We start from the raw sequence: 22,466 nt of genomic DNA on the forward strand, positions 1-22,466 counted from the left end.
CGCAGGCCGGATAAGGCGCTTGCGCCGCCATCCGGCAAAATTTATGCGCCCGGCAAAATAGACCAGAACGCATTCACCAGCGGCTCATGCAGCCGCTTTTTTTGTGCGCACACGCCCAGCTCGAACGGCGTTTTCTCATCGCTGCGCTCCAGGATCATCACGCGGTTACGCACCGGCTCCGGGCTGTTTTCCAGCACCACCTCCGGGATCAGCGCCACGCCGCAGCCCAGTGCCACCATCGATACCATCGCCTCATGCCCGCCCACCGTGGCGTAAATCGACGGATTACTGATTTTTTGCCGACGGAACCACAGTTCAATACGGCGACGCACCGGTCCCTGATCGGGCATGATAAAGGGCACCGTCGACCAGTCCGGCTCGGCAACGGACACCTGATTGCGCACCGGGCAGGGCAGCGCCGGGGCGATCAGCACCACCGCCAGATTTTCCAGCATTGAAAAGGCCACCGCGCCGGGCAGCGTTTCCGGTTTGCCCGCAATCGCCAGATCCGCCTCGCCGGTGACCACTTTGTCCATCGCGTCGGCGGCATCGCCGGTGGTCAGCTTAATTTCCACGGACGGGTGTTCGGCGCGAAAACGGTCGAGGATCGGCGGCAGATGGCTGTAGGCCGCCGTTACCGAACAAAACAGCTTAAGCTCGCCGGACAGCGACGGCCCCTGCTGATCGATGGTGTGGCGCAACTGCTGATACTGCAACAGCGTATGCTGCGCGAAGGTACGCAGCTCTTCTCCCGCTTCGGTCAGCGTCACGGTGCGGTTATCGCGTACAAACAGCGGCTGCCCCAGGTCTTCCTCCAGACGCTGTATCTGCCGGGAAAGGGTGGAAGGGCTGACGTGCATGGCGCGCGCGCTGCGGCCAAAATGACGGCTTTCCGCCAGATGCAGGAAGATTTTCAGATCGCGTAAATCCATCGGGTCAGCTCCAGATTTTTACGTTGCGAATTATGCAACGTTACGTTGTTAATATATCAATTTCAGCAACGCATTTCCTGTCATATAGTGGGTTCATTCTCGCAATAACGCGAACCGAATAATAAGTACGACACAACATCACGAGGATCGACCATGGCTAACTATTTCAATACACTGAACCTGCGCCAGCAGCTGGCGCAACTGGGCAAATGTCGCTTTATGGGCCGCGATGAATTCGCTGACGGCGCAAGCTTCCTCCAGGGTAAAAAAGTGGTCATCGTCGGTTGTGGCGCGCAGGGTCTGAACCAGGGCCTGAACATGCGTGACTCCGGTCTGGATATCTCCTACGCGCTGCGTGCCGAAGCCATTGCTGAAAAACGCGCCTCGTGGCGTAAAGCGACCGAAAACGGCTTTAAAGTCGGTACTTACGAAGAGCTGATACCGCAGGCGGATCTGGTGGTTAACCTGACGCCGGACAAACAGCACTCCGACGTGGTGCGTTCCGTACAGCCGCTGATGAAAGACAGCGCTGCGCTGGGTTATTCCCACGGCTTCAACATCGTGGAAGTGGGCGAGCAGATCCGTAAAGACATCACCGTGGTGATGGTGGCGCCAAAATGTCCGGGTACGGAAGTGCGCGAAGAGTACAAACGTGGTTTCGGCGTACCGACGCTGATCGCCGTGCACCCGGAAAACGATCCGAAAGGCGAAGGTATGGCAATTGCCAAAGCCTGGGCCGCAGCAACCGGCGGTCACCGTGCGGGCGTGCTGGAATCCTCTTTCGTGGCGGAAGTGAAATCTGACCTGATGGGCGAGCAGACCATTCTGTGCGGTATGTTGCAGGCCGGCTCTCTGCTGTGCTTCGACAAGCTGGTGGAAGAAGGCACCGACCCGGCGTATGCGGAAAAACTGATCCAGTTCGGCTGGGAAACCATCACCGAAGCGCTGAAGCAGGGCGGTATCACCCTGATGATGGATCGCCTGTCCAACCCGGCGAAAGTGCGTGCGTATGCGCTGTCTGAACAGCTGAAAACCATTATGGCGCCGCTGTTCAAAAAACATATGGATGACATCATTTCCGGCGAATTCTCCTCCGGCATGATGGCTGACTGGGCCGAAGACGATAAGAAACTGCTGACCTGGCGCGAAGAGACCGGTAAAACCGCCTTTGAAACCGCGCCGCAGTTTGAAGGTAAAATCGCCGAGCAGGAATACTTCGACAAAGGCGTACTGATGATCGCGATGGTGAAAGCGGGCGTTGAGCTGGCGTTCGAAACCATGGTGGATTCCGGCATCATCGAAGAATCCGCGTACTACGAATCGCTGCACGAGCTGCCGCTGATCGCTAACACCATCGCCCGTAAGCGTCTGTATGAAATGAACGTGGTTATTTCCGATACCGCCGAGTACGGTAACTACCTGTTCTCTTATGCCTGCGTGCCGCTGCTGAAAGAGTTTATGACCACGCTGCAACCGGGCGATCTGGGCAAAGCGATTGAAGGCACTGCGGTGGATAACGCCCAGTTACGCGACGTGAACGAAGCGATCCGCAGCCACGCTATTGAGGCGGTCGGTAAGAAACTGCGCGGTTATATGACGGATATGAAGCGTATTGCCGTCGCCGGTTAATAACACCCTGTAGCGTTACTGTAGGCCCGGTAAGCGCCAGCGCCACCGGGCTTTTTTAAGCACTAAATGTAGGCCCGGTAAGCGTCAGCGCCACCGGGCTTTTTATCAGTTGCGGTACAGCACTTTAATGATGTGGTAGCCGAACTGGGTGTGCAGCGGGCCGGTTGGCTCCAGCACCGGGCAGGAGAACACCACTTTATCGAAGGCCGGAACCATCTGGCCCTGACGGAATTCACCTAAATGACCACCTTTTTTACCTGACGGGCAGGTAGAGTGTTTTTTCGCCAGCTTCTCGAAATCGCCGCCATTTTTGATCTGTTCCAGAAGATCTAACGCCAGTTTCTCTTCTTTAACAAGGATATGCATTGCTGCCGCTGTTTTTGCCATGATCGTGCCTTGAGTCAGATAGTTTACGCTCGCTATACTACCACGCGTTTTTATCCCCTCCTGCCTTTCATTGAGTGATTTTCTTATGCGTTTGAACCCCGGACAACAACAAGCCGTCGAATTTGTCACCGGACCCTGTCTGGTGCTGGCGGGGGCCGGCTCCGGCAAAACCCGTGTGATCACCAATAAGATCGCTCACCTGATCCGTGGCTGCGGTTATCAGGCGCGGCACATCGCGGCGGTGACCTTTACCAATAAAGCCGCGCGGGAAATGAAAGAGCGTGTCGGGCAGACGCTGGGACGTAAAGAGGCGCGCGGCCTGATGATCTCCACCTTCCATACGCTGGGGCTGGATATCATCAAGCGGGAATTCGCGGCGCTCGGCATGAAGTCCAACTTTTCCCTGTTTGACGACACCGACCAGGTGGCGCTGCTCAAAGATCTGACCGAGGGGCTGATCGATGACGATAAAGTGGTGCTGCAACAGCTGATCTCAACGATCTCTAACTGGAAAAACGATCTTTGCACACCCGCGCAGGCGGCGGCGCAGGCGAAAGGCGAGCGGGATCGTATCTTCGCCCACTGCTACGGCCTGTACGACGCGCACATGAAAGCCTGTAACGTGCTCGATTTTGACGATCTGATCCTGCTGCCGACGCTGCTGTTGCAGCGCAATGAAGAGGTCCGCGAGCGCTGGCAGAACAAGATCCGCTATCTGCTGGTGGATGAATATCAGGACACCAACACCAGCCAGTACGAGCTGGTAAAATTGCTGGTGGGCAGCCGTGCGCGCTTTACCGTGGTAGGGGATGATGACCAGTCGATCTACTCCTGGCGCGGGGCGCGACCGCAAAACCTGGTGCTGTTAAGCCAGGATTTCCCGGCATTACAGGTGATCAAGCTGGAGCAGAACTACCGTTCATCCGGGCGCATTCTGAAAGCGGCGAACATCCTTATCGCCAATAACCCGCACGTGTTTGAAAAGCGGCTGTTCTCCGAACTGGGCTACGGCACCGAGCTGAAAGTGCTGACGGCCAATAATGAAGATCACGAAGCGGAGCGCGTCACCGGCGAGCTGATTGCACATCACTTCATCCAGAAAACGCAGTACAAAGATTACGCCATTCTCTATCGCGGTAATCATCAGTCCCGCGTGTTCGAAAAATTCCTTATGCAGAACCGCATTCCGTACCGCATCTCCGGCGGCACGTCGTTTTTCTCGCGTCCGGAAATCAAAGATCTGCTCGCTTATCTGCGCGTGCTGACTAATACCGACGACGACAGCGCTTTCCTGCGCATTGTGAACACGCCGAAGCGGGAAATTGGCTCCGCCACGCTGCAGAAGCTGGGCGAGTGGGCCAACACGCGCAACAAAAGCCTGTTCGCCGCCAGCTTCGACATGGGCCTGACCCAGACGCTGACCGGGCGCGGGTATGAATCGCTGACCCGCTTTACCCACTGGCTGGGTGAAGTGCAGCGCCTGTCCGAGCGCGATCCCATCGCGGCGGTGCGCGATCTGATCCATGGCATCAACTATGAATCCTGGTTGTATGAAACCTCACCCAGCCCGAAAGCCGCTGAAATGCGCATGAAAAACGTCAACACGCTGTTCAGCTGGATGACGGAAATGCTCGAAGGTAGCGATATTGATGAGCCGATGACCCTGACGCAGGTGGTCACGCGCTTTACCCTGCGCGACATGATGGAGCGTGGCGAAAGCGATGAAGAGTCCGACCAGGTGCAGCTGATGACGCTGCACGCCTCGAAAGGGCTGGAGTTTCCGTACGTGTTTATGGTGGGAATGGAGGAAGGCTTCCTGCCGCACCAGAGCAGCATTGATGAAGACAATATCGAAGAAGAGCGCCGCCTGGCCTATGTTGGCATCACCCGCGCGCAAAAAGAGCTGACCTTCACGCTGTGCAAAGAGCGCCGTCAGTATGGTGAGCTGGTGCGCCCGGAGCCCAGCCGTTTTCTGCTCGAACTGCCGCAGGACGATGTGATCTGGGAGCAGGAGCGCAAAGTGGTCAGCGCCGAAGAGCGGATGCACAAAGGCCAGGCGAACCTGGCCAGTATCAAAGCGATGCTGGCAAAATCGAAAGCAAAATAATCCCTCCGCCTGTGCAGAGGGATCAATCACACGGTTATTGCTGCCCCGCCCACACCACCATCACTTTATCGTCGCCCGCTTCACGGGTAAAACCATAGCCCTGCGGTATGGAAAGCGTGGTTTGCTTACCCATGCCGATGGCCGGATGGCGGGCGCGGAACTGCCCCAGCCGCTGCCAGTGGGCGACACGCGGCGCAGCGCTGCCGGTCACATCCTGCCAGTTCATATCCGAGCGCGTGCCCTGGAGCGGATCCGAGCCGGTGGGTCCGAACGGTCGTCCGGACTCGTCGCCGTAAAAAATCTGCACCGCGCCGGGCGTCAGCAACAGCAGTTCAGCCGCCCGCTGATCCGCTTCGCGGAACAGCAGTGTATCGTGGGATGACAAATAACTCAGCACGTTAAAGCGCTGTAGCTTGTCGGCCATCTGCTGCCACGTCAGATCGATGCTGGCGAAGCAATCCGCCGCTTTCTCCGCCTGCTCCTGATAATCAAAATTGATCATCGCATCGAATCCATGACGGTAATAGCTGCTCTCCATGACGCCGTGGCCCCAGGCTTCGCCGGTCATCCAGAAGGGCGCGTCATCGCGTTTTTTCTGCGGGTTGGCCTGTTTCCACTCTGCCAGCGCTTGAGTTGCCTGGGTTTTCAATTGCTGTAAGGTCGCCATATCCACATGCTTGGCGGTATCGACGCGGAAACCGTCAATGCCGTACTCCCGCACCCAGTCGCTCAGCCAGTGGGTCAGGTAATCCCGCGTCGTGAAGCCGTCGATAGCTTTCGCGCGGGTATCCGGCTTGTGCTGATAAAACACTGGCAGTCCGGAGGGAGTGGTCGACTCGGTTTTCAGATCCGGTAAAAACGCCAGCGACATGGTGAGATCGTCGAAGCCGGGATTATCGTAATCGCCAATATCGGTGCGCACCCAGGCTTTGCCCCACCAGTTTTGCCAGACGTTTTTATCGCTGAAGTTGATGTAATCATTAAAGCTGTGCCAGTTCTGTCCGGCGGCGGGCTTCCAGTCTGTCCAGCGCTCGCCGAGCACTTTTTTACGCTCCTCGCCCTGCACATAGAGCGCGCCGAACTGATACTGCTGCATATCCGCCAGGGTCGCGTAACCGGTATGGTTTACCACCACGTCAAACAGGATGCGGATGCCGCGCTGGTGCGCTTCATCCACCAGCGTGCGCAGATCCGCTTCGCTGCCCATGTTAGCATCAAGCTTTGTCCAGTCCTGAATGTAATAGCCGTGATAGGCGTAATGCGGGAAATCGCCTTTAGTGCCGCCGCCCACCCAGCCGTGGATCTGCTCGAAGGGCGCGCTGATCCACAGCGCATTGACGCCGAGCTGCGAGAGGTAATCCAGCTTTTGCGTCAGCCCTTTCAGATCGCCGCCGTGAAAGGTGCCGATCTCCTCCATACCGTCTTTGTGGCGGCCATAGCTGTTGTCATTAGCCGGATCGCCGTTTACGAAACGATCGGTCAGCACAAAATAGACGGTGGCGTTATGCCAGTCGAAGGGCGCGGCGGCGTCGGTTTCCGCGCGCTCAAGCAGCAGCAGGCCGTCACTGTTCGCATCGGGCAGCAGGGTGATTTTTCCCTGTTTGACCGTGGCGGTTTGCTGACTGTAGAAATCGCGCACCACGCTGCCTTCGGCAAAGGTTTTACTGACGTCCAGTGTAAGGGGTTTGCCGTCCCATTTCGGACACTGGCGCGTTACCGCTGCGGCGCTGGTCTGCGGCGCGCTTTTCACCGTGAGCATTAATGTTGGCGTGCCGGAACGGGTATCCAGTTGCAGCTGATAATCGCCATCGCGGAACACGCGCCACTGCGGCGGCGTACCGGAACAGGGCTGCAAAGAGAGCATCTGGTTGAGTCTTGGCGTGTCGACTGGTTGCCAGCACTGTTGATCAAGCTTCAGGGTTAAAGGATAAGCGCCTTTTTTCAGCGGCGCGTCGCTGCGATAAACGCCCGATCCGGCATCGCTAAAGGCGGGGAAACCGGGGGATGTCCAGTCTGACCAGGCCACCGTGGGCAGCAGCAATAATAGGAGGGCTGAACGTTTCATTCGGGGTTCCTGTCGGATGATTTTTGCCCAGTGTGCCAGCAGAGGCTGGCGGGTAACTCATCCCGATGAGCGCTTACGCAGGGGTGAGGCGAAAGGGTGAGTGATCTGCTTCAAAAAACGGCAACAATTTGCGATAGACGCTCCATTTCGTGCATAATTTATACGCTGAAACGGATTAGCTGATGACACGCATTCGGAAATCGCTTATTCATTGTGTGTCAATAAAAGGGTATTTTTGATATGATTTGAGATTCCGCTCTCAAAATTGTGAATCAAATAAGGTGTTGGAATGCAACAATCCGACCTGGAGACCTGATGATAACGACTCCCATACGACGATATGGGGTAACGATTCTAATGTTTCTCACCCTGGTATTTTCCGGTGAGGTGCTTGCCAAGACGCACGAAAAAACAGCGAGTCATAAAACCCCGATAACCAAACAGATAAGTAAGAAGCAGGCTAGCAGTAAACAAGAGTATTCTCGCAATAGTGCAAAGAGTAGTTCACTTCCTGATTTGCGAAAATACCCTTCCGGGACACCAAGAAAAAAAGCGTTTCTCCGGACGGTCATGCCTTATATTACGAGTCAAAACGCAACGATCGCCGCTGAGCGTAACTGGTTGATGTCCAAACAGTACGAAAGCCAGTGGTCGTCGGCCGAGCGCGCGCGCCTGAAGGATATTGCCAAACGCTACAAAGTGAACTGGTCGGGCAATACCCGCCGTATTCCGTGGAATACGCTGCTGGATCGCGTCGACATCATTCCGGACAGCATGGTGGCGACCATGGCCGCAGCAGAAAGCGGCTGGGGAACCTCTAAGCTGGCGCGTAGCAACAATAACCTGTTCGGCATGAAGTGCATGAAAGGTCACTGTACGAACGCGCCCGGCAAGGTGAAAGGCTACTCCCAGTTTGCTTCGGTGAAAGAGTCAGTGAACGCCTACGTGGTTAACCTGAATACGCACCCGGCGTATAAGTCGTTCCGTAAGTCCCGCGCGCAGCTGCGCAAAGCGGACCAGGAAGTGACGGCGAGCAATATGATCCATAAGCTCAAAGGCTATTCCACGCAGGGCAAGCGCTACAACAACTATCTGTTTGCCATGTATCAGGACAATCAGCGACTGATTGCCGCCCACATGTAAACGAAAACGCCTTCCAGCCGGAAGGCGTTTTTTTTCGTCAGGCAATAACGGCTACATCATCACTTCACTGTACCGGTCACGGTAATCCTTCGGCGTGGTGTCGTACTCCTTCCTGAATACCGAATAGAAATACTGCAACGACGGATAACCGCACATCTGTGAGATCTCGTTAATGGACAGCGAGGTGGAAATCAGCAGGCTGCGGGCTTTCTCCAGTTTTTCAGCGTGGATCACCGCGTGAATGGTTTCGCCCACTTCCTCCTTAAAGCGCTTTTCCAGGTTTGATCGCGAAATGCCGACGGCATCCAGCACCTGATCCACCTTGATCCCTTTACAGGCGTGATTGCGGATATAGTGCATGGCCTGGATCACCGCGGGATCGCTCAGCGATCGGTAATCCGTCGAACGCCGCTCCACCACGCGCACCGGCGGCACCAGCAATCGCTGTAACGGCAATGGCTCATTATCCAGCAGACGGTGCAGGAGTTTTGCCGCCTGATAGCCCATCTGCCGCGTTCCCTGGGCCACTGACGAGAGGGCCACGCGCGACAGATAACGCGTCAGCTCCTCGTTATCAATGCCGATCACGCAGAGCTTTTCCGGCACCGGGATATGCAGATGCTCGCACACCTGCAAGACATGGCGGGCGCGCGCGTCGGTGACGGCGATAATACCGGTCTGCGGCGGCAGGGTTTGCAGCCAGTCGGCCAGGCGATTTTGCGCGTGCTGCCAGTTCTCCGGCGCGGTTTCCAGCCCCTGATACACCACGCCGCGATATTTCTCCTGCGCTACCAGCTGGCAGAACGCGTACTCCCGCTCCACCGCCCAGCGCTTGCCGCTGGAAGCGGGCAGGCCATAAAAGGCAAAACGCTGTACGCCTTTTTCTTTTAAATGCAAAAAAGCGCTTTCAACCAGCGCATGATTATCGGTCGCGATGTAATGCACCGGCGGATAGTGATCTGCCCGATGATACGAACCGCCCACCCCGACGATGGGCACGTTTACCCCCGCCAGCAGTCGCTGGATCTCGTCGTCATCGTAGTCAGCGATAACGCCATCCCCCAGCCATTCACGGATGTTGTCGATGCGGGTGCGGAAATCTTCCTCAATAAAAATATCCCATTCGGATTGCGACGCCTGCAAATATTCACCCACGCCTTCGACAACCTGGCGGTCATAGGCTTTATTGGCGTTGAATAACAACGTAATGCGGTGGCGCTTTTCAAACATGTTGGTCTCTTATCCCGTAGAACATTACGTCTGCTTACCACATTCAGCACACTGCCGGAAAACTTTCCTCCGGCAGTGTGATCATCCCTGAGATTTCATTACCTTATGCGCGACGTTTGGTGGCCGAGTCCATCCATACCGCCAGCAACAAAATGGCCCCTTTCACGATGTACTGCCAGAACGTCGGCACGTCCATCATGCTCATACCATTATCCAGTGACGCCATAATGAACGCCCCCATCACCGCACCCGCCACGCTGCCAATACCGCCAGCCAGGCTGGTACCGCCAATTACACAGGCAGCGATGGCATCCAGCTCGGCGATGTTCCCCGCTGAAGGCGAACCGGCCCCCAGTCGTGAACTCAGGATCAAACCGGCGATAGCCACCATCAGGCCATTGATGGCGAAGACCGCCAGCTTAGTGCGCTCCACGTTAATGCCGGAAAGGCGCGCCGCCTCGATGTTGCCGCCGATGGCATAGATGCGACGGCCAAAGGCGGTGCGCGTCGCCATAAACATTCCGGCGAGCAGCAGGAAGGTGAGGATCAGCACCGGCGTCGGCACGCCACGGTAATCGTTCAGCAGCCAGATGGCCCCAAGCACGATCACCGCAATCAGCGCCTGACGGCCCACGACTGAAGACGATGCGCCAGCGCTAAGGCCCAGCGCCTGGCGGCGCATCCGTCCGCGCCACTGCCACAGCGTGAAGGCAACCAGTCCCAGCGCGCCGACGCCAAAGCCGACGACATCCGGCAGATAGCTTTGACCAATCTGCGACATGGCAGCGCTGGTGGGCGACACGGTGGTACCGTTGGTGATGCCGATCAGCACGCCGCGAAAGGCGAGCATCCCGGCGAGCGTGACGATAAACGACGGCACTTTACGGTACGCCACCCACCAGCCGTTCCAGGTGCCGAGCAGCAGGCCCAGCACCAGCGTTACCACGATGGTCAGCGGCAGCGGCCAGCCCAGCCAGACGTCGAAAATCGCCGCCACGCCGCCCAGCAGCCCCATCATAGAGCCGACCGAGAGATCGATCTCTGCGGAAATAATCACAAACACCATGCCCACCGCCAGAATGCCGGTGATCGCCGTCTGGCGCAGCAGGTTGGAGACATTACGCGCGCTCAGGTACGAGCCGTCGGTCATCCAGGTGAAAAACAGCATGATCACCACTATCGCGGCGATCATCACGAATACCTGCAAATTCAGTGATTTCAGTCCGCCGAAGGTAACAGGCTGCGGCGCGGACACCTTGAGTTCAGATGGGTTGGTTTTCGACATGATGTTCGCTCCTCAGCGCCGCTTCCATAACCTGTTCCTGGGTCAGATGATGATTGATGAGATTGGCCTTGAGCCTGCCTTCGTGCATGACCAGCACCCGATCGCTGAGGCCCAGCACTTCCGGAAGCTCCGATGAAATGACAATGACGGCGATGCCCTGTTGCACAAGCTGATTGATAAGTTTGTAGATCTCGTATTTCGCGCCAATATCAATGCCGCGCGTGGGTTCATCGAGGATCAAAATGCGCGGGTTGAGCAGCAGACAGCGCGCCAGAATCGCCTTCTGCTGATTGCCGCCGCTCAGGCGGCCAATCGCCAGCTCCGGCGAGGAGGTTTTCACCTTCAGCCGCGCCAGCGACTGCAAAATACATTGCTGCTCGGCGGCATCGTCGAGGCTGGTGAGCGGGCCGGAAAACTGATCCAGCGCGGCGAGGGTGATATTTTTACCCACCGCCATCACCGGCACGATACCGTCTTTTTTGCGGTCTTCCGGCACCATCGCAATGCCGTGGCGAATGGCTTCCTGACAGTTACGGATCTGCACCGGCTGACCATCAATAAACACCCGTCCTTCATGACGCCCCGGCCAGACGCCGAACAGGCACTGGACCGCTTCGGTACGCCCGGCGCCGACCAGCCCGGCGATGCCTAAAATCTCGCCGCGCTTAAGGGAAAAGGAGACGTCGTTGACGCGCTTAATATGCCGGTTGACCGGATGCCAGGCGGTCAGATGCTCCACGCGCAGGATCTCGTCGCCGGTAGTATGGGGTTCATTCGGGTAAAGGGCGGTCAGTTCGCGGCCGACCATCATGGTGATAATGTCATCCTCACTCATTCCGGCGGCCTCGCGGGTGCCGATATGCTGTCCGTCGCGGATCACGCAGATAACGTCTGAAATGGCTTTCACTTCATTCAGCTTGTGCGAGATATAGATGCAGGCGATGCCGTGGTGTTGCAGATCGCGAATAATATCCAGCAGCACCGCGGTTTCCTGCTCCGTCAGCGAGGCGGTAGGCTCGTCGAGGATCAACAGGCGCACCTGCTTGTTCAGCGCCTTGGCGATCTCCACCAGTTGCTGCTGCCCGAGACCCAGGTCGCCCACACGGGTATCGGGAGAAATGGCGAGGCTGACCTGCGCCAGTAATTTCTGGCAGCGCAGCGTCATAGTGTCGTAATCCATCACCCCGTGATGGGTGATTTCGGCACCGAGGAAGATATTTTCCAGCACGGTGAGGTGTTTCACCAGCGCCAGTTCCTGATGAATAATGGCGATGCCTTTGCGCTCGGTGTCGCGAATATGGCTGGCCTCGATCGTTTCGCCCGCAAAAACGATGTCGCCGTCATAGCTGCCAAAGGGATAAATCCCGCACAGCACTTTCATCAGGGTGGATTTACCGGAACCATTCTCGCCGCACAGGGACAATACTTCTCCGGCGTTCAGTTGCAGGCTGACATTATCCACGGCTTTCACTGCGCCAAAGGCCTTGGTAATGTTTTTCATCTCAAGTAAATAAGGCATACCCGCTCCGCATAAGGCCAGGGATAACAGTATTTGAAACGCTTCCCCGTACCGGACGGGGAAGCGCACAAAGATTACAGCTGGCTCTTTTGATGGAATCCGTCTTTGATGACAGTGGCGTCGATATTGTCTTTATTCACTTCGATTGGCGTCAGCAGGCGGGCGGGCACATCTTTCAGTCCGTTGTTCAGCGTGGCATCAGCCTTAGGCGTTTTGCCGTTACCCAGTTCGACAGCGATCTCCGCAGCGGTGTTCGCCAGTTGGGTGATCGGCTTATAGACGGTCATCGTCTGGCTGCCGTTGATAATGCGTTTGACCCCGGCGAGGTCCGCATCCTGGCCTGAAATCGCCACTTTACCCGCCAGACCCTGCGCACTCAGCGCCTGGATCGCGCCGCCCGCCGTGGCGTCGTTCGAGGCGACTACCGCATCAATTTTGTTATTGTTGGCGGTCAGCGCGTTTTCCATGATTTTCAGCGCGTTTTCCGGCAGCCAGCCGTCAGCCCACTGATCGCCGACAATTTTAATTTTTCCGCTGTCGATATAGGGTTTTAATACTTTCATCTGACCGGCGCGGAAGAGCTTGGCGTTATTATCCACCGGTGAGCCGCCCATCAGGAAATAATTGCCCTGGGGCACTTTTTCTACCAGGCTTTGCGCCTGAAGTTCGCCGACTTTTTCATTATCAAAGGAAATATAGAAATCGATGTCAGCATTATTAATCATGCGATCGTAGGCTAATACTTTTATGCCTTCCTGCTTCGCTTCTTTTACGACATTACTTAATACCTGACCGTTGTAAGGAATAATAACCAGCACATCAACGCCGCGGTTGATCATATTTTCAATCTGCGACATCTGGGTTTCTTCGTTGCCATTCGCAGACTGCACAAATACTTCGGCACCTAAGGATTCGGCTTTTTTAACAAAAATATCGCGATCTTTCTGCCAGCGCTCCAGACGCAGGTCATCAATGGCCATACCGATTTTGATCTCTTTCGCCTGCCCGCCAAAGGTGGCGAGCAGCAGGGAAGCGCAGACTGTAAGGCAAAGGTTCTTTATCTTCATAATAGTAATACCTTTTTGTAGGGTTATAGGGCCTGAGATAAAAGAAACATGCAGGATCCAGACGCAGCAAATTCTTAACGCGGAATCAAAACCTGGCAATTACTGATTTTTATCCTGGCGTTACGATATTTGGTTTATTTGCTAATTTATGACCGCGATCTGATTTTAATCTTCCCGGGTATTAGATTTTGCAGAAAATTGGAAGGCGCGCCGCAAGGTAACCTGTAGACATTTATTTTGGGAGCCAGCGCACGTTTGTGCATTATCTCAATAGCAGTGTGAAATAACGTAATTGAGCCAGGCGCTGAGAGGATCCAGTATTAACGCAGCAACGAACACTCGCCGCATACATTGATTATGGAGCTGATTATGCAAGCCTATTTCGACCAACTTGAACGTGTACGCTACGAAGGTACCCAATCCACCAATCCGTTAGCCTTCCGCCACTACAATCCGGACGAGCTGGTTCTGGGCAAGCGCATGGAAGATCATCTGCGTTTCGCCGCCTGTTACTGGCACACCTTCTGCTGGAACGGCTCTGATATGTTTGGCGTGGGGGCCTTTGAACGCCCATGGCAGCAGGCGGGCGATGCGCTTGAGCTGGCAAAACGTAAAGCCGATGTGGCCTTTGAGTTTTTCCACAAACTGAACGTGCCTTACTACTGCTTCCATGATGTCGACGTCTCGCCGGAAGGCGCATCGCTGAAAGAGTATCTGAACAATTTTGCGAAAATGACCGACGTGCTGGTGCAAAAACAGCAGGAGAGCGGCGTGAAGCTGCTGTGGGGCACGGCAAACTGCTTTACTAATCCTCGTTACGGCGCGGGCGCGGCCACCAACCCGGATCCGGAAGTGTTCAGCTGGGCGGCCACGCAGGTGGTGACGGCAATGAACGCTACCCATCAACTGGGCGGTGAAAACTATGTGCTGTGGGGTGGTCGCGAAGGCTACGAAACCCTGCTGAATACCGATCTGCGCCAGGAGCGCGAGCAAATTGGCCGCTTCATGCAGATGGTGGTGGAGCACAAACACAAAATCGGCTTCCAGGGTACTTTGCTGATCGAGCCAAAACCGCAGGAGCCGACCAAGCACCAGTACGATTACGACGTCGCCACGGTCTACGGCTTCCTCAAGCAGTTCGGTCTGGAAAAAGAGATCAAAGTGAATATCGAAGCCAACCACGCCACTCTGGCGGGGCACACCTTCCACCACGAAATCGCCTCGGCGATCGCGCTGGGGATCTTTGGCTCTGTGGATGCTAACCGTGGCGATCCGCAGCTGGGCTGGGATACCGACCAGTTCCCGAACAGCGTTGAAGAGAACGCGCTGGTGATGTATGAAATCGTCAAAGCGGGCGGTTTTACCACCGGTGGTCTGAACTTTGACGCCAAAATCCGCCGCCAGAGCACCGACAAATACGATCTGTTCTACGGTCATATTGGCGCGATGGACACCATGGCGCTGGCGCTGAAAGTGGCGGCGCGCATGATTGAAAGCGGCGAACTGGATAAGCGCGTGGCGAAGCGTTACGCAGGCTGGAACGGTGAGCTGGGTCAGCAGATCCTGAAAGGACAGCTGTCGCTGGCGGAACTGGCGAAGCACGCTGAGCAACAAAACCTGGCGCCGCAGCACCAGAGCGGCCATCAGGAACTGCTGGAAAATCTCGTTAACCGTTATCTGTTTGGTTAGCAAACCCTGAGCGCCACGTCCGTCGTGGCGCTCCGATCACAGCCTGTACAGGAGCAGTCATTATGTACATCGGTATCGACCTCGGCACCTCGGGCGTAAAAGCGATCCTGCTGGGCGAGCAGGGGAACGTGCTTGCCTCTTACACCGAGTCGCTGACGGTTTCACGCCCGCATCCACTCTGGTCCGAGCAGGATCCCGAACAGTGGTGGCTGGCGACGGATCGCGCAATCAAAGGCCTCGGCGCACAGCATCCGCTGGCTCAGGTGAAAGCCGTGGGGATCGCCGGGCAGATGCACGGCGCCACCCTGCTTGATAAACAGGACGCTATCCTGCGTCCGGCGATTTTATGGAACGATGGCCGCTGCGGTGAAGAGTGCGCACTGCTTGAAGCCCAGGTACCCGACTCGCGCACCATTACCGGCAATCTGATGATGCCCGGTTTTACCGCGCCAAAACTGCTGTGGGTGAAGCGTCACGAACCGGACGTGTTCGCCCGCGTGGCGAAAGTATTACTGCCTAAAGATTACCTGCGTCTGCGCATGACCGGCGAGTACGCCAGCGATATGTCCGATGCGGCAGGCACCCTGTGGCTGGACGTCGCGAAGCGTGACTGGAGCGATACCCTGCTGGCAGCCTGCGGACTGACCCGCGACCAGATGCCCGCGCTGTTTGAAGGCAGCGCCATTACCGGCAGTCTGCTGCCTGAGGTGGCGCAGGCCTGGGGATTACCCGCTGTGCCGGTGGTGGCTGGCGGAGGCGATAATGCCGCCGGTGCTGTGGGCGTCGGCATGATCGATGCAGGCCAGGCGATGCTCTCCCTCGGCACTTCCGGCGTCTATTTTGCCGTCAGCGATGGCTTTCTGAGTAAACCGGAAAGCGCCGTGCACAGTTTCTGCCACGCGCTGCCGGAACGCTGGCATTTAATGTCCGTGATGCTGAGCGCCGCCTCCTGTCTCGACTGGGCGGCGAAGCTGACCGGCCTGTCCTCGGTGGCGGAACTGATTAACGCCGCGCAGCAGGCGGATGAGAACGCCGGTGACCTCTGGTTTCTGCCGTATCTCTCCGGCGAGCGCACGCCGCATAACAACCCGCAGGCGAAAGGCGTCTTTTTTGGTCTGACCCATCAGCACGGGCAGAACGAACTGGCGCGTGCCGTGCTGGAAGGCGTCGGCTACGCGCTGGCGGACGGCATGGATGTGGTGCATGCCTGTGGCATCACGCCGCAAAGCGTCACGCTGATTGGCGGCGGGGCGCGCAGCCCTTACTGGCGGCAGATGCTGGCGGATATCAGCGGTCAGCAGCTGGATTACCGCACCGGCGGCGATGTCGGTCCTGCGCTCGGCGCGGCAAGGCTGGCGCAGATCGCCCTTAACCCGGATCGGGCGCTGTCCGATCTGCTGCCGCCGTTGCCGCTGGAGCAGGCGCATCTGCCGGATGCCGCGCGCCACGCGTATTACGCACCGCGCCGGGAAACCTTCCGCCGCATCTACCAGCAGCTTCTGCCGTTGATGTCGTGAAAGCAGGCCGTCCGCGAACGGCCTGATGATGTCCTTTTCTGGTATTAGCAAACGCAGGACGCCTTGTCAGAATGGCAGTACAACCACTGCACAAGGCGTCCTGAAATGACCCGTACCGCGCTTATCAATATCGATACCCAACAATCCTTCCCGCAAAAAGATTTCTGGCAGGAGGAGGAGTAGTTGCCTGCATTTCAGGAGGCAATGCTCCGTCTGGTGGCGGCGGATCTGGGCTACCGCGTGACCTTTGTCAGCGAAGCGACGTTAACCTTCCCGATGACGCATAATGGCATTACGCTGGACAACGCAACGCTGCGCCACCGCACGGAAACCGTGCTGGTGGATCGCTTTGCCGCCATTAAAACCGTAACCCAAACGCTGGAGTCGCTTGCATGAGTGTGGATGTCTGGTTCGTGATGCTGCCGGGGGTGCTGGCGCTGGATATGACCGGCCCGGCAGAAACCTTTGCGCTGGCGGGCAATGCGTTCCGCCTGCATTTCATCGGGCCGGACGCCGAGGTGCCGACCTCTGTCGGCGTGACCATGGGCAATATCGCGCCGCTGCCCGACACGCTGCCGGATGGCAGTCTGCTGGTGCTTCCCGGTGTGTCAGACTCCTCACGCTATTTCGCCACACCGCAGGCCGACCGTGTTTGTCACTGGTTGATGCGCCAGCAGCCGCTGATCCACAGCCAGAACATCACCCTGATGTGCGTCTGTTCCGGCTCCCTGCTGGCGGCGAAAGCCGGGCTGATGCAGGGGATCACCTGCACCACGCATCACGACGTGATCGCCCGGCTGAAGGCCGCCGCGCCGACCGCGCAGGTGAAAGAGAACCGCATTTTTATTGAAGATCGCGGCATCTGGACCAGCGCCGGTATCACCTCGGGGATTGATTTAACCCTGCACCTGATTAACCGCCTGTGCGGGCCGGAAACGGCGCTGGCCGTGGCGCGGGAGATGGTGGTGTGGTTTCGCCGCTCGGGGGACGATCCACAGCTGTCGCCCTGGCTGCGCTATCGTAATCATCTGCATCCGGCGATCCACCGGGCGCAGGATGCGTTAACGAATGCACCTGAAAAAGCCTGGTCGCTGGCGGACATTGCCACCTGTGCGCACGTCAGCCCGCATCACCTGACGCGGCTGTTCCAGCAACATCTGGGCATCAGCGTGCGCGACTACCTGGAACAGCTGCGGCTGGCGGTGGCGGAGCAGTGGCTGGTGCAGGGGCGCGGTGTTGAACACGCGTCGCAGGCCGCGGGATTTTCCTCACCGCGGCAGCTGCACCGCGCCCGCCAGCGGGCCATCAGCTGACAAAGCGACGGCTATCGAGGCGCTGCAACAGCATCGACAGCACTAAACTGCATGCCAGCGCGGCGGCGAAGATCCACAGTATATCCAGCAGCGGCGAGCTTTTTATCTCCACCCCGCGCGTACGTAACGCATGAATAATCAGCGCGTGAAAGCCGTAAATGCCTAATGAATGCCGCGAGATCAGCCCCAGACCCGGCAGAACACGGGTATTAAGCGTGTTTTTCACCAGCGTCAGCAGGCTGATGGCGCAGATAAATACCATTGGGCCGCAATAGAGATACCAGGTATCGGCGAAATTACCGCGCCAGCGCAGTTCATGCAGCGTGCCGCGCGAAATGACAAACACTGCGGCAATAAACAGCGCCGCGCACAGCCCGCTCACATATTTGCGCTGCGTATCCATCATGCCGAGGGCGCGCCCGAGAATGCCGTACAGCACGTAGTAAAAGGTATCGCCGTTGATGTACAGATTCACCGGCAGCCATTCCACGCCGCCGGTTTTCAGCGACAGGGTATTAGGGTTGGCGACCACGCCAATCACCACGGTCAGCGCCAGCAGCATTTTGCCGCTCACGCTTTTCACCTGGATCAGCGGCGACAGCAGGTAAATCACAATGATGGCGAAGAAAAACCACAGGTGATAAAACACCGGCTTTTGCAGCAGGTTTCTCAGCGACAGCTCGCCGTTTATCGAGGTAAAAAACGTAATATAGAGAAACGCCACCAGACTGTAGAACAGCAGGCAGAGGCCGATACGCAAAAAATGACGCGGCTGCGCGCTGCGTTCACCAAAGAACAGATAGCCTGAAATCATAAAAAACAGCGGTACGCTGACCCGCGACGCGGAATTGAGGATATTGGCCATATCCCAGTACAGTGGGCTGACGCTCTGCGCGTTAGTGATATACCAGCTGGTGGTGTGGATCATCACGACCATCAGACAGGCGATGCCCCGCAGATTGTCTATCCAGTTAATTTTTGACTGCATTCGTTCCCCGATTTCCGTCTTAAACAGGCTCTGACTCGCGATTGCCAGCGTATTCTCACTGGATAATTCCGAGTTTCCCGGCTTGCGCTTGTACCTGCCATGCTGTGTTTGCAATATATTTAACAGCGCAATCAGCCTGCTCCCTCTAATTAAAAATAATAGCCAGATAACATGGCGGCGATAAAAATGATGATGAAGTGTGTATTTCCAGTATTATTACTCTTACTGACCGGCTGTAGCAGCCCTGACGGGCAGAGCGTACAAAAAGCGCAGCAGGCGAAGGTCAGCCCGGCCCGCTCGTTGTCCATGGAGCAACTGTGCAAAGAGAACGCCGCTCACCGCTATAATACCGGGGCGCAGAATATTGCAGTCACCGGCTTTGTACAATTTCAGGCGAGTTATGAAGTGCGCGGCTATACGCCCCGTGAAGAACGTTTTGTTTGCGCTTTCGATCCCGACGGTCAGTTTTTGCACCTTTCCATGCGCTAAGGCCACGCCACAAACCCAATTTTCCCTAAACAACCCCGTTTCGTACTGTATATCTTGCGGTCAACGGGTATACTGGCGACTTCCTTAAATCCACCGTATCCAGCACGAAATATTATGCAAAAGTTTGATACCAGGACCTTCCAGGGCCTGATCCTGACCTTACAGGATTACTGGGCTCGCCAGGGCTGCACCATTGTTCAACCATTGGACATGGAAGTGGGCGCCGGCACCTCACACCCGATGACCTGCCTGCGCGCGCTGGGGCCAGAGCCTATGGCGACCGCCTATGTGCAGCCTTCCCGCCGTCCGACCGATGGTCGCTATGGCGAAAACCCGAACCGCTTACAGCATTACTACCAGTTTCAGGTGGTCATTAAGCCGTCTCCGGACAATATCCAGGAGCTGTACCTCGGTTCCCTGAAAGAGCTGGGTATGGATCCAACCATCCACGACATTCGCTTCGTCGAAGACAACTGGGAAAACCCGACGCTGGGCGCCTGGGGTCTGGGCTGGGAAGTGTGGCTGAACGGCATGGAAGTGACGCAGTTCACTTACTTCCAGCAGGTGGGCGGTCTGGAATGCAAACCGGTTACCGGTGAGATCACCTACGGCCTGGAACGTCTGGCCATGTACATTCAGGGCGTGGACAGCGTTTACGACCTGGTCTGGAGCGACGGCCCGCTGGGTAAAACCACCTACGGCGACGTGTTCCATCAGAACGAAGTGGAACAGTCCACTTATAACTTCGAATACGCTGACGTCGATTTCCTTTTCACCTGCTTCGAGCAGTATGAAAAAGAAGCGCAGCAGCTGCTGGCGCTGGAAACCCCGCTGCCGCTGCCTGCTTACGAGCGCATTCTGAAGGCCGCCCACAGCTTTAACTTGCTGGATGCGCGCAAAGCCATCTCCGTGACTGAACGTCAGCGTTACATTTTGCGTATTCGCACGCTGACCAAAGCCGTTGCAGAGGCTTACTACGCGTCCCGTGAAGCCCTTGGCTTCCCGATGTGCAACCGAAATAAATAAGAGGCGGCCATGTCTGAAAAAACTTTTCTGGTGGAACTCGGCACTGAAGAGCTGCCACCAAAAGCCCTGCGCAGCCTGGCGGAGTCCTTTGCTGCGAATGTGACGGCGGAACTGGATGCCGCGGGCATCGCCCACGGTAACGTGGAGTGGTTCGCCGCCCCGCGCCGTCTGGCGCTGAAAATCGCCAGCCTCGCGGCGGCGCAGCCGGATCGTGAAGTTGAAAAACGTGGCCCGGCAATTGCTCAGGCCTTTGATGCGGAAGGTAAACCAAGCAAAGCAGCTGAAGGCTGGGCGCGCGGCTGCGGTATCACCGTTGACCAGGCGGAGCGTCTGACCACCGATAAAGGCGAATGGCTGCTTTATCGTGCCCATGTGAAAGGCGAAAGCGTGCAGACGCTGCTGCCGAACATGATTGCGACCTCCCTTGCTAAACTGCCGATCCCGAAACTGATGCGCTGGGGCGCAAGCGACGTACACTTCGTGCGTCCGGTTCATACCCTGACGCTGCTGCTGGGGGATGAAGTGATCCCGGCGACGATCCTCGGTATCACCTCCGATCGCGTGATCCGCGGCCACCGCTTTATGGGCGAGCCGGAATTCACCATCGACAATGCCGATCAGTATCCGCAGATCCTGCTGGAGCGCGGCAAAGTGATGGCGGATTACGAAGCCCGTAAAGCCAAAATTAAAGCGGACGCTGAAGAAGCGGCGCGTAAGATTGGCGGCAATGCCGATCTGAGCGAAAGCCTGCTGGAAGAAGTGGCCTCGCTGGTGGAATGGCCGGTGGTGCTGACCGCGAAATTCGAAGAGAAATTCCTCGCCGTACCGTCCGAAGCGCTGGTGTACACCATGAAGGGTGACCAGAAGTACTTCCCGGTTTACGCGGCGGACGGCAAACTGCTGCCGAACTTCATCTTCGTGGCGAACATCGAGTCCAGCGATCCGCAGCAAATTATTTCCGGTAACGAGAAAGTGGTGCGCCCGCGTCTGGCGGATGCAGAATTCTTCTTTAATACCGACCGTAAAAAACGTCTGGAAGATAATCTGCCGCGTCTGCAAACCGTACTGTTCCAGCAGCAGCTCGGCACGCTGCGCGACAAAACTGACCGTATCACCGCGCTGGCGGGCTGGATCGCCGGTCAGATTGGCGCGGATGTCAGCCATGCTGAACGTGCGGGTTTGCTCTCCAAGTGCGACCTTATGACCAATATGGTGTTCGAGTTCACCGACACCCAGGGCGTGATGGGCATGCACTACGCACGTTTCGATGGCGAAGCGGAAGACGTTGCCGTGGCCCTGAACGAGCAGTATCAGCCGCGCTTTGCCGGTGATGCGCTGCCGTCTAACCCGGTGGCCTGCGCCGTCGCGATTGCCGATAAAATGGACACTCTGGCGGGTATCTTTGGTATCGGTCAGCATCCGAAAGGCGACAAAGATCCGTTTGCGCTGCGTCGTGCCGCGCTGGGCGTGCTGCGTATTATCGTCGAGAAAAACCTTTCTCTCGATCTGCAAACCCTCACCGAAGAAGCCGTGCGTCTGTATGGCGATAAGCTGACTAACGCTAACGTTACTGACGACGTCATCGACTTTATGCTGGGTCGTTTCCGCGCCTGGTATCAGGATGAAGGCTACAGCGTGGATACCATTCAGGCGGTGCTGGCGCGTCGTCCGACCCGTCCGGCTGATTTCGATGCGCGTATGAAGGCGGTGTCCCATTTCCGTACGCTCTCCGAAGCGGCGGCGCTGGCGGCAGCCAACAAACGTGTCTCCAACATCCTGGCGAAATCCAGCGAGCCGTTGAACGATAACGTTCACGCCTCGGTGCTGAAAGACGATGCGGAAATCCGCCTTGCCATGCAGGTGGCGGTGATGCGCGATAAGCTGCAGCCGGTCTTCGCTGAAGGCCGTTATCAGGACGCATTAATCGAGCTGGCCTCGCTGCGCGAGCCGGTGGATGAGTTCTTTGAAAGCGTGATGGTGAATGCCGAAGACGCGCAGGTACGCATCAACCGCCTGACGCTGCTGGCGAAGCTGCGTGAGCTGTTCCTGCAGGTCGCGGATATTTCGCTGTTGCAGTAAG

17 protein-coding genes and 1 pseudogene are annotated in these 22,466 nt (G+C 57.0%); 10 read left to right on the forward strand and 8 right to left on the reverse strand.

The window, feature by feature from the left end; genetic code table 11:
* Positions 1-41: 41 nt before the first annotated feature.
* Positions 42-932 (reverse strand): HTH-type transcriptional activator IlvY, encoded by an 891-nt coding sequence (gene ilvY / locus QRD42_RS05630; RefSeq protein WP_321988372.1) that lies wholly within the window; start codon positions 930-932, stop codon positions 42-44.
* Between the two features lie 153 nt (positions 933-1,085).
* Between ilvY and ilvC the strand changes: the two genes are divergently transcribed.
* Positions 1,086-2,561 carry a ketol-acid reductoisomerase gene (ilvC, locus tag QRD42_RS05635; protein WP_321988373.1) on the forward strand — a complete coding sequence of 492 codons (1,476 nt, stop codon included), beginning with the start codon at positions 1,086-1,088 and terminating at the stop codon, positions 2,559-2,561.
* A 105-nt stretch (positions 2,562-2,666) separates the two neighbouring features.
* On the opposite strand, the gene ppiC is transcribed toward ilvC, so the two are convergent.
* Positions 2,667-2,948 carry a peptidylprolyl isomerase PpiC gene (gene ppiC, locus QRD42_RS05640; RefSeq protein WP_024555327.1) on the reverse strand — a complete coding sequence of 94 codons (282 nt, stop codon included), beginning with the start codon at positions 2,946-2,948 and terminating at the stop codon, positions 2,667-2,669.
* A gap of 85 nt (positions 2,949-3,033) precedes the next feature.
* On the opposite strand from ppiC, the gene rep reads away from it, so the two are divergent.
* Positions 3,034-5,055, forward strand: coding sequence for a DNA helicase Rep (gene rep / locus QRD42_RS05645; protein WP_072571432.1), 2,022 nt, complete (start codon positions 3,034-3,036; stop codon positions 5,053-5,055).
* A 34-nt stretch (positions 5,056-5,089) separates the two neighbouring features.
* Here the strand turns inward: rep and QRD42_RS05650 are convergent, their stop codons facing one another.
* Positions 5,090-7,120 (reverse strand): alpha-amylase, encoded by a 2,031-nt coding sequence (locus QRD42_RS05650; RefSeq protein ID WP_321988375.1) that lies wholly within the window; start codon positions 7,118-7,120, stop codon positions 5,090-5,092.
* Between the two features lie 315 nt (positions 7,121-7,435).
* Between QRD42_RS05650 and QRD42_RS05655 the strand changes: the two genes are divergently transcribed.
* Positions 7,436-8,263 carry a protein bax gene (locus QRD42_RS05655; protein WP_072571434.1) on the forward strand — a complete coding sequence of 276 codons (828 nt, stop codon included), beginning with the start codon at positions 7,436-7,438 and terminating at the stop codon, positions 8,261-8,263.
* Positions 8,264-8,314: 51 nt separating this feature from the next.
* Here the strand turns inward: QRD42_RS05655 and xylR are convergent, their stop codons facing one another.
* From xylR to xylF, 4 genes are all read right to left on the reverse strand, one after another.
* The gene (gene xylR, locus QRD42_RS05660) at positions 8,315-9,493 is read right to left on the reverse strand and encodes a D-xylose utilization transcriptional activator XylR (RefSeq protein WP_318364593.1); all 1,179 of its coding nucleotides are present in this window, start codon (positions 9,491-9,493) and stop codon (positions 8,315-8,317) included.
* Positions 9,494-9,596: 103 nt separating this feature from the next.
* Complete coding sequence (xylH, locus tag QRD42_RS05665) at positions 9,597-10,778, reverse strand: xylose ABC transporter permease XylH (RefSeq protein ID WP_072571436.1); 1,182 nt, start codon at positions 10,776-10,778, stop codon at positions 9,597-9,599.
* Complete coding sequence (locus QRD42_RS05670) at positions 10,756-12,297, reverse strand: xylose ABC transporter ATP-binding protein (protein WP_072571437.1); 1,542 nt, start codon at positions 12,295-12,297, stop codon at positions 10,756-10,758. Before QRD42_RS05670 ends, xylH begins: the two co-directional genes overlap by 23 nt.
* Positions 12,298-12,371: 74 nt before the next feature.
* Positions 12,372-13,364, reverse strand: a complete 993-nt coding sequence (xylF, locus tag QRD42_RS05675; RefSeq protein WP_321988376.1) for a D-xylose ABC transporter substrate-binding protein — start codon at positions 13,362-13,364, stop codon at positions 12,372-12,374.
* Between the two features lie 369 nt (positions 13,365-13,733).
* On the opposite strand from xylF, the gene xylA reads away from it, so the two are divergent.
* From xylA to QRD42_RS05695, 4 genes and pseudogenes are all read left to right on the forward strand, one after another.
* Positions 13,734-15,053: a xylose isomerase gene (gene xylA, locus QRD42_RS05680; protein ID WP_321988377.1), complete on the forward strand. Its 1,320-nt coding sequence runs from the start codon at positions 13,734-13,736 to the stop codon at positions 15,051-15,053.
* Positions 15,054-15,115: 62 nt separating this feature from the next.
* Positions 15,116-16,570, forward strand: a complete 1,455-nt coding sequence (gene xylB, locus QRD42_RS05685) for a xylulokinase (protein ID WP_318364590.1) — start codon at positions 15,116-15,118, stop codon at positions 16,568-16,570.
* Between the two features lie 216 nt (positions 16,571-16,786).
* Positions 16,787-16,966, forward strand: a pseudogene (locus QRD42_RS19590) (hydrolase); the annotation flags it as partial.
* Complete coding sequence (locus QRD42_RS05695) at positions 16,963-17,883, forward strand: GlxA family transcriptional regulator (protein WP_321988378.1); 921 nt, start codon at positions 16,963-16,965, stop codon at positions 17,881-17,883. The pseudogene QRD42_RS19590 and the gene QRD42_RS05695, both read left to right, overlap by 4 nt.
* Here the strand turns inward: QRD42_RS05695 and QRD42_RS05700 are convergent.
* Positions 17,876-18,871: an acyltransferase gene (locus QRD42_RS05700; protein ID WP_321988379.1), complete on the reverse strand. Its 996-nt coding sequence runs from the start codon at positions 18,869-18,871 to the stop codon at positions 17,876-17,878. The genes QRD42_RS05695 and QRD42_RS05700 overlap by 8 nt on opposite strands.
* 186 nt (positions 18,872-19,057) lie before the next feature.
* Between QRD42_RS05700 and QRD42_RS05705 the strand changes: the two genes are divergently transcribed.
* The 3 genes from QRD42_RS05705 to glyS all read left to right on the forward strand — a co-directional run bounded on the left by QRD42_RS05705 (position 19,058) and on the right by glyS (position 22,465).
* Positions 19,058-19,360, forward strand: coding sequence for a YsaB family lipoprotein (locus tag QRD42_RS05705; RefSeq protein WP_321988380.1), 303 nt, complete (start codon positions 19,058-19,060; stop codon positions 19,358-19,360).
* Between the two features lie 114 nt (positions 19,361-19,474).
* Complete coding sequence (gene glyQ, locus QRD42_RS05710) at positions 19,475-20,386, forward strand: glycine--tRNA ligase subunit alpha (protein ID WP_072571444.1); 912 nt, start codon at positions 19,475-19,477, stop codon at positions 20,384-20,386.
* A gap of 9 nt (positions 20,387-20,395) precedes the next feature.
* Complete coding sequence (gene glyS / locus QRD42_RS05715; RefSeq protein ID WP_321988383.1) at positions 20,396-22,465, forward strand: glycine--tRNA ligase subunit beta; 2,070 nt, start codon at positions 20,396-20,398, stop codon at positions 22,463-22,465.
* Position 22,466: the final 1 nt, after the last annotated feature.

Source organism: Enterobacter sp. PGRG2 (genome assembly GCF_030291195.1).
Lineage (GTDB): Bacteria > Pseudomonadota > Gammaproteobacteria > Enterobacterales > Enterobacteriaceae > Enterobacter_D.